The sequence below is a fragment of the Rhodopseudomonas sp. AAP120 genome (genome assembly GCF_001295845.1).
In the GTDB taxonomy this organism is placed as follows: Bacteria; Pseudomonadota; Alphaproteobacteria; order Rhizobiales; family Xanthobacteraceae; genus Rhodopseudomonas.
Genome location: NZ_LJIC01000109.1, coordinates 1 through 7,223, shown reverse-complemented (window position 1 = coordinate 7,223; position 7,223 = coordinate 1). Strand labels below are relative to the sequence as shown.

The 7,223-nt window shown below is 66.3% G+C and carries 6 protein-coding genes; 4 read left to right on the top strand and 2 right to left on the bottom strand.

Features of this window, described 5'->3' with window-relative positions; genetic code table 11:
* Window positions 1-291 precede the first annotated feature (291 nt).
* Entirely contained in the window at window positions 292-1,803 is a 1,512-nt protein-coding gene (locus IP86_RS17680) for a malonate--CoA ligase (RefSeq protein WP_054163747.1), read from the bottom strand.
* Between the two features lie 267 nt (window positions 1,804-2,070).
* Between IP86_RS17680 and IP86_RS17675 the strand changes: the two genes are divergently transcribed.
* The 3 genes from IP86_RS17675 (at window position 2,071) to IP86_RS17665 (ending at window position 4,404) form a co-directional block, all read left to right on the top strand.
* On the top strand, window positions 2,071-2,655 hold the full coding sequence (locus IP86_RS17675) for a fasciclin domain-containing protein (protein ID WP_054163746.1): 585 nt from the start codon (window positions 2,071-2,073) through the stop codon (window positions 2,653-2,655).
* A gap of 214 nt (window positions 2,656-2,869) precedes the next feature.
* Complete coding sequence (locus IP86_RS17670) at window positions 2,870-3,508, top strand: cytochrome b/b6 domain-containing protein (RefSeq protein ID WP_054163745.1); 639 nt, start codon at window positions 2,870-2,872, stop codon at window positions 3,506-3,508.
* Window positions 3,509-3,624: 116 nt separating this feature from the next.
* The gene (locus tag IP86_RS17665; RefSeq protein WP_054163748.1) at window positions 3,625-4,404 is read left to right on the top strand and encodes a molybdopterin-dependent oxidoreductase; all 780 of its coding nucleotides are present in this window, start codon (window positions 3,625-3,627) and stop codon (window positions 4,402-4,404) included.
* Window positions 4,405-4,546: 142 nt separating this feature from the next.
* Here IP86_RS17665 and IP86_RS17660 read toward each other — a convergent pair whose 3' ends face one another.
* The gene (locus IP86_RS17660) at window positions 4,547-5,734 is read right to left on the bottom strand and encodes a YbfB/YjiJ family MFS transporter (protein ID WP_054163744.1); all 1,188 of its coding nucleotides are present in this window, start codon (window positions 5,732-5,734) and stop codon (window positions 4,547-4,549) included.
* 228 nt (window positions 5,735-5,962) lie between these two features.
* Here IP86_RS17660 and leuB point away from each other — a divergent pair, with 228 nt between their 5' ends.
* A complete protein-coding gene (leuB, locus tag IP86_RS17655) occupies window positions 5,963-7,075 on the top strand; it encodes a 3-isopropylmalate dehydrogenase (RefSeq protein WP_054163743.1) in 1,113 nt (370 codons plus the stop codon).
* Window positions 7,076-7,223: the final 148 nt, after the last annotated feature.

The following is a 7,223-nucleotide window of genomic DNA, read 5'->3' as shown; positions in this document are numbered from 1 at the left end:
CCCCACCCCGGCCTCCGCTTCGCTCGGCCGACCCTCCCCGCAAGGGGGGAGGGGGTCAACGAGCGCCTCGCGCCATCACAGTCATAATTAGTTCACCGGCCCCCCCCCGTCATTCCGGGGCGCTCGCGTCAGCGAGCGAACCCGGAATCTCGATGGGTTGGAAAAGAATGGGTGCGCCACAACTTCGGGATTCCGGGTTCGCGCGTTTCACGCGCGCCCCGGAATGACGGGGCCTGGGGCTAAGACGTGCGCGCGCACTGCAGTGCCTTGCGAGCGGGCGCCGAGGCGCTGTTACTTATAGATATCCTTGTACGCCTCGCGCAGCACGTTCTTCTGCACCTTGCCCATCGTGTTGCGCGGCAGGTCGTCGACGAAGATGACTTTCTTGGGCATCTTAAATTTGGCGATCTGGCCGTCGAGGCTCTTGATCACCTGCGCCTCGTCGATCGGCGCGCCCTTGGTACGCACCACCACGGCGGTGACGCCTTCGCCGAAATCGGCGTGCGGCACGCCGATCACGGCGGATTCGACGACGCCCGGCATGGCGTCGATCTCGCTTTCGATTTCCTTCGGATAGACGTTGAAGCCGCCGGTGATCACCAGATCCTTGCCGCGGCCGAGGATGTGAACGTAGCCGCGTTCGTCGATCTTGCCGAGGTCGCCGGTGATGAAGAAGCCGTCGTCGCGGAACTCCGACTTGGTCTTCTCCGGCATCCGCCAATAGCCCTTGAACACGTTCGGGCCCTTCACCTCGATCATGCCGATCTCGCCCCGCGGCAATTCCTTGCCGGTCTCCGGATCGGTGACGCGCGCCTGAACACCCGGCAGCGCCGGCCCGACTGCGCCGGGGACGCGCTCGCCGTCATACGGGTTCGAGGTGTTCATGTTGGTCTCGGTCATGCCGTAGCGCTCGAGCACGGCGTGGCCGGTGCGCGCCGACCATTCGCGGTGCGTATCGGCGAGCAGCGGCGCCGAGCCGGAGATGAACAGCCGCATGTGGCTGGTCGCCTCCTTGGTCAGCCGCGGGCTTTGCAGCAGGCGCGTGTAGAACGTCGGCACGCCCATCAGCACGGTGGCGCGCGCCATCAGGTCGATGATCTTGTCCGGATCGAGCTTGGGCAGGAAGATCATCGCGGCGCGGGCAAACAGCGTGACGTTGCTGGCCACGAACAAACCATGCGTGTGATAGATCGGCAGCGCGTGGATCAGCACGTCGTCGGCGGTGAAGCGCCAGAACTCCACCAGCGTCAGCGAGTTCGACGCCAGATTGTCGTGGCTCAGCATCGCGCCCTTGGAGCGGCCGGTCGTGCCCGAGGTGTAGAGGATCGCGGCGAGGTCGTCGGGGCCGCGCGGCACGGTCGCAAACTGCTCGCTCGCCTGCGCGGCCGCATGGGTCAGCGAGCCCTGGCCGTCGGCGCCGAGCGTCTCCACGCTGGCGCCGACCTTGGCGGCGATCTCGGCGATGCCGTCGCGCTTGCTCGGATCGCACACCACCAGCTTCGGCTCGGCGTCGCCGATGAAGTAATCGAGTTCGTGCAGCGTGTAGGCGGTGTTGAGCGGCAGGTACACGCCGCCGGCCCGCACCGTGGCCAGATACAGCACCAGCGCTTCGACCGACTTCTCGGTTTGCGCCGCGACGCGGTCGCCGGGCGCAACGCCGCGATCGATCAGCACGTTGGCGACGCGGCCGGCGCGTGCCACCAGATCGCCATAGCTGATCCGGCCGCCGTCCGCGGTTTCGATCGCGAGTTTGGCGGGATCGGCGAGCCCGTCGAACAGGCGGGAAAACAGATTGGCGCTCATGAGGATGTTCCGTCAGGCTGCGGGAAGGCGCGACTGCAATAGCGCCAACGCCGATCTCAGCGCAACGGGTACCACGGGGGCAAGCGGCAAGGAACGTACGACGCGGCGTTCGGTTTCGCCCTGCGACAAAAAAGAAATCCTGAAACGACGGCCAAAACCTCCCGTAGCTCGGCGCGACAAGGCACTCCAGGCCGCTGCGCCGATGCGAGCCGCGTCATCGAGCACCCGCACCCTGTTGCGGGCCTTCAACCCATCGGGAGACGAAATATGTCCAAGCGAATTGCTTTCCTGTCCGCCGCCGCCCTCAGCGTACTGACCCTCAATGCCGTCATCACCGCGCCGGCCTCGGCCGAAGACAAGATGATGATGAAGAAGAGCGCGATGAGCGGCGACACCGTAATGGTCGGCGGCGCGCCGATGTATCCGTCGAAGAACATCGTCGAGAACGCCGTCAATTCCAAGGATCACACCACGCTGGTCGCCGCCGTGAAGGCCGCGGGCCTGGTCAAGACGCTGGAAGGCAAGGGCCCGTTCACGGTGTTCGCGCCGACCAATGCGGCGTTCGGCAAGCTGCCGGCCGGCACCGTCGACACGCTGGTGAAGCCGGAGAACAAGAAGCAGCTCACCAAGATCCTCACCTATCACGTCGTGCCCGGCAAGCTCGCCGCCGCTGATCTGACCGACGGCAAGAAGCTCACCACCGTCGAAGGCGAGACGCTGACGGTGAAGCGCATGGGCGATACGGTGACGCTGGTCGATAGCAAGGGCGGCAGCTCGACCGTCACGATCCCGAACGTCAATCAGTCCAACGGCGTGATCCACGTCGTCGACACCGTGCTGATGCCGTCCTGATCGTAACATCGGCCGCTCCTTTGTCCCCCGGGAGCGGCCGGCCGAAGTGGCACCACGCCGCTTCGCGAGGCGCGGGCCGGACACCGGCTCGCGCTTTCGTGATCACGATCGCCGCTCCGAACTGGCGATCGTGAGGGAGGGACCGTAACGAGGCGGGGTTATGGTTCGGCAGAGTCGCCACCACCCCACGACGAACCGCTTCAGGATTTCAGCGATGTCGAGCACGACGATCAGCGATCAGGCCGGCGCGGCCGGCACCAGTGCCGCCGCCAAAGTGATTCAACCCGCCTGGGTGCGGATCATGCACTGGATCAACGCGGCCGCGATGATCGCCATGATCCTGTCGGGCTGGCAGATCTACAACGCCTCGCCGCTGTTCGACTTCCAGTTCCAGCGCAGCCTCACGCTGGGTGGCTGGCTCGGCGGCGGGCTGCTGTGGCACTTCGCAGCGATGTGGGTGCTGGTGATCAACGGCTTGGTGTATGTGGCGCTCGGCTTCGCCACCGGCCGCTTCCGCCGCAAGCTGTGGCCGATCTCGCCGCGCGGCGTGCTGACCGATCTCGGCAAGGCAATCACCTTCCGGCTGTCGCATGCCGACCTCTCTGCGTACAACTACGTGCAGCGGCTGCTCTATGCCGGCATCCTGCTGGTCGGCGTGCTGATCGTGCTGTCCGGCCTGTCGATGTGGAAGCCGGTGCAATTCCAGGCGCTCACCGCTTTGTTCGGCGGCTACGACACCGCCCGCTACGTTCACTTCGGCGCGATGACGGCGATCTGCGCCTTCCTGGTGATCCACATCCTGCTCGCGCTGCTGGTGCCGAAAAGCCTGCGCGCGATGATCATCGGCCGTTAAGCCAAGGAGCTTTCCCAGTCATTGCGAGCGCAGCGAAGCAATCCAGACCGAGTGCACTGCGCTGGATTGCTTCGTCGCTTCGCTCCTCGCAATGACGACGAACGAGGAACGTTATGATGCTGCGCATCAAGCAACTGCTGATCCCAGGCGTCGACAAAAAGCTGCTGGTCAAGGACGCCGCGGCGCTGATGCCGGACGTGACGCGCCGGCGCTTCCTCACCGGCGGCGCCAGCCTCGGCGCGCTGACGCTGCTGACCGGCTGCGATGTGGTCGATGGCGCGTCGGCCGAGACGCTGCTCGCCAAGGTGTCGAAGTTCAACGACGCGGTGCAGGCCGCGATCTTCAATCCAAACGCGCTGGCGCCGACCTATTCGGAAAAGGACATCACCCGTCCGTTCCCGTTCAACGCGTTCTACGCGCTCGACGACGCGCCGACCATCGACGGCAAGGAATGGGCGCTCGAAGTCACCGGCCTGGTCGACAACAAGAAGAGCTGGACGCTGGAGGAGCTGAACAAGCTGCCCGAGGTGAGCCAGATCACCAGGCACATTTGCGTCGAGGGCTGGAGCGCGATCGGCTCGTGGAGCGGCACGCCGCTGCGCGATTTCCTCAAGCTGGTCGGCGCCGACACCCGCGCCAAATATGTCTGGTTCCGTTGCGCCGACGACTACACCTCGCCGATCGACATGCCGACCGCGCTGCATCCGCAGACCCAGATCACGTTGAAATACGACGGCCAGGTGTTGCCGCGCGCCTACGGCTACCCGATCAAGATCCGCATTCCCACCAAGCTCGGCTTCAAGAACCCCAAATACGTCGTGTCGATGGAAGTCACCAACGACTACAAAGGCGGCTATTGGGAAGACCAGGGCTACAATTCGTTCAGCGGGCTCTGATCGCTAGCCCACACGCCGTCATTCCGGGGCGCGCAGCGCAGCTGCGCGAACCCGGAATCCCAAGACCTGCGCGGCTGGACGTCGTACCAACTTCTGGATTCCGGCTTCGCGCTACGCGCGCCCCGGAATGACTGCCGCGGGGCTAGTGGCGCAGCGGCCGCTGAAACGCCGACAGCAGCGCGCCGAGCGCCAGCGTCGCGGCCGACACCGCGAGCGCTGACGACAGCGAGCCGATCGCGTCGGTGATGGCGCCGACCACCAGCGGGCCGAGCGTCTGGCCGATGCCGAACGCGATGGTCATCGCGGCGATCGCGCCCGGCCATTCCGCCTGGCTGTAGTTGAAGCGCACGAAGGCGGTCGTCGAGGCCACCACGGCGAAGAACGATACCCCGAACACCAGCGCCGAGATCGCCAGCATGCCGGTCGAGAGCCCGAACAGAGGCAGCGCCGCGCCGATCGCGTTGACGGTCAGGATGATGGTAGTCGACAGCCCGCCGCGATGCAGCGCCATCACCCGCCGCCACACCCAGGGCGTCACGAAAGCGCTGCAGCCGATCAGGCACCAGAACGCGCTCTGCGCCGCCGCCCCGCCGCCGGCGTCGCGCACATAGGCGATCATGAAGGTCATGTAGGCGATGTAGCCGGCGCCGAACATGAAATAGCCGGCCAGATAGATCAGCACCGGCCGCACCCGGAAGCTCGCCGGAATCTCGCTGCTCATGGTGGCGTGGCTGTCGAGCGGCGCCAGCAGCAGCGGCAGCGTCATCGCGGCCGCCAGCGCCGCCATCACCAGCCAGCCGATCCACCACGAGCCGGGGCCCGCCGCCTGCAGCAGAAACGGCGTGATCAGCCCGGATGACAGGATACCGATGCCCGGCCCTGCATAGAACAGGCTGAGCAGGAACGCCGAGCGCGCCGGCTGCGACTGGGCGATGATGGTGGCGAGCGCGCCGCCGGCCACGAACGCCAGCGCCGCGCCGATCCCGGCGATCAGCCGCGCCGCCGACAGCAGCAGGAAATTGCCCGAGGCCGCGCACAGCGCCAGCGACAGCACGCAGGCCAGCGTCCCGGCGCGGACGATCGCCGACAGGCCGTACCGCTGCACAAGCTTCGAGGTGATCAGCGCGCCGGCCAGATAGCCGGCGGCATTGACGGTGTTCATGAAGCCGGCGGCCGAATACGACCACGCCAAGCTGTCGCGCATGTCCGGCAGCAGCAGCGAATAGGCGAAGCGGCCGATCCCCAGCCCCACCGTAGGGGCGAGCGACAGGATCAGGATCAGGCGCGCGGGATTCGCAGGCGCCGCCTCGGTGCGGTCGAGCAGGGTCAAGGGGAGGGTCTCCGGCGCCACCATTGTGACAGCGAATGCCCCGCAACGGCAACAACCGCCCCGGCAACACTGTCTTGCCAAGCCCGCAACGGCGCTTTAGCACTCGGCCCGATTTCACAATCGATCCGTCATTGCCGGGCTTGACCCGGCAATCCAGCTTCTTGCGAAAAGTGATGGATGCCCGGGTCAAGCCCGGGCATGACGACCTTCATGATATCGAGGTCTCAAATGGCGACGCATAAACTGCTCCTGCTCCCCGGCGACGGCATCGGCACCGAAGTGATGGCCGAGGTCAGCCGGCTGATCGACTGGCTCAATAAGGCGGGCATCGCCACCTTCGAGACCGAGCACGGCCTGGTCGGCGGCGCCGCCTATGATGCCGACAAGGTCGCGATCACCGACGCCACCATGGCGCTCGCCCAAGCCAGCGACGCGGTGATTTTCGGCGCGGTCGGCGGTCCGAAGTGGGACGCCGTGCCGTACGACGCACGGCCCGAGGCCGGCCTGCTTCGGCTGCGCAAGGATCTGGCGCTGTTCGCCAATCTCCGTCCGGCGGTGTGCTATCCGGCGCTCGCGCAGGCCTCCAGCTTGAAGCCCGAAGTGGTCGAAGGCCTCGACATCATGATCGTCCGCGAGCTGACCGGCGGCGTGTATTTCGGCGAGCCGAAGACCATCACCGATCTCGGCAATGGCCAGAAGCGGGCGGTCGACACCCAGGTTTACGACACCTACGAGATCGAGCGGATCGGCCGGGTCGCGTTCGATCTCGCCCGCAAGCGCCGCAACAAGGTCACCTCGATGGAGAAGCGCAACGTCATGAAGACGGGCGTGCTCTGGAACGAGGTCATCACCGCGGTGCACCAGCGCGACTACAAGGACGTGACGCTCGAGCACCAGCTCGCCGACTCCGGCGGCATGAATCTGGTGAAGTGGCCGAAGCAGTTCGACGTCATCGTCACCGACAATCTGTTCGGCGATATGCTGTCCGACATCGCTGCGATGCTGACCGGCTCGCTCGGCATGCTGCCGTCGGCCTCGCTCGGCGCGGTCGACGACAAGACCGGCAAGCGCAAGGCGATGTACGAGCCGGTACACGGCTCGGCGCCCGACATCGCCGGCAAGGGCATGGCCAATCCGGTGGCGATGCTGGCCTCGTTCGGCATGGCGCTGCGCTATTCGCTCGACATGGGCGACCTCGCCGACAAGCTCGATGCCGCGATCGCCGCGGTGCTAGCCAAGGGCCTGCGCACCGCCGACATCAAGAGCGAAGGCTCGACCGTGGTGTCGACCAGCCAGATGGGCGAAGCCATCGTGCAGGAGCTGCAGGCGCAGCACGGCTAAAGGCGATGCGGCTCGGCCGAAGTCTCCCTCCCCCTTGCGGGGAGGGTGGCCGGCCGTAAGGCCGGTCGGGTGGGGGGCGCCACAAGCTCTGTGCTCGGGGACCCCCACCCCGGCCTCCGCTTCGCTCGGCCGACCCTCCCCGCAAGGG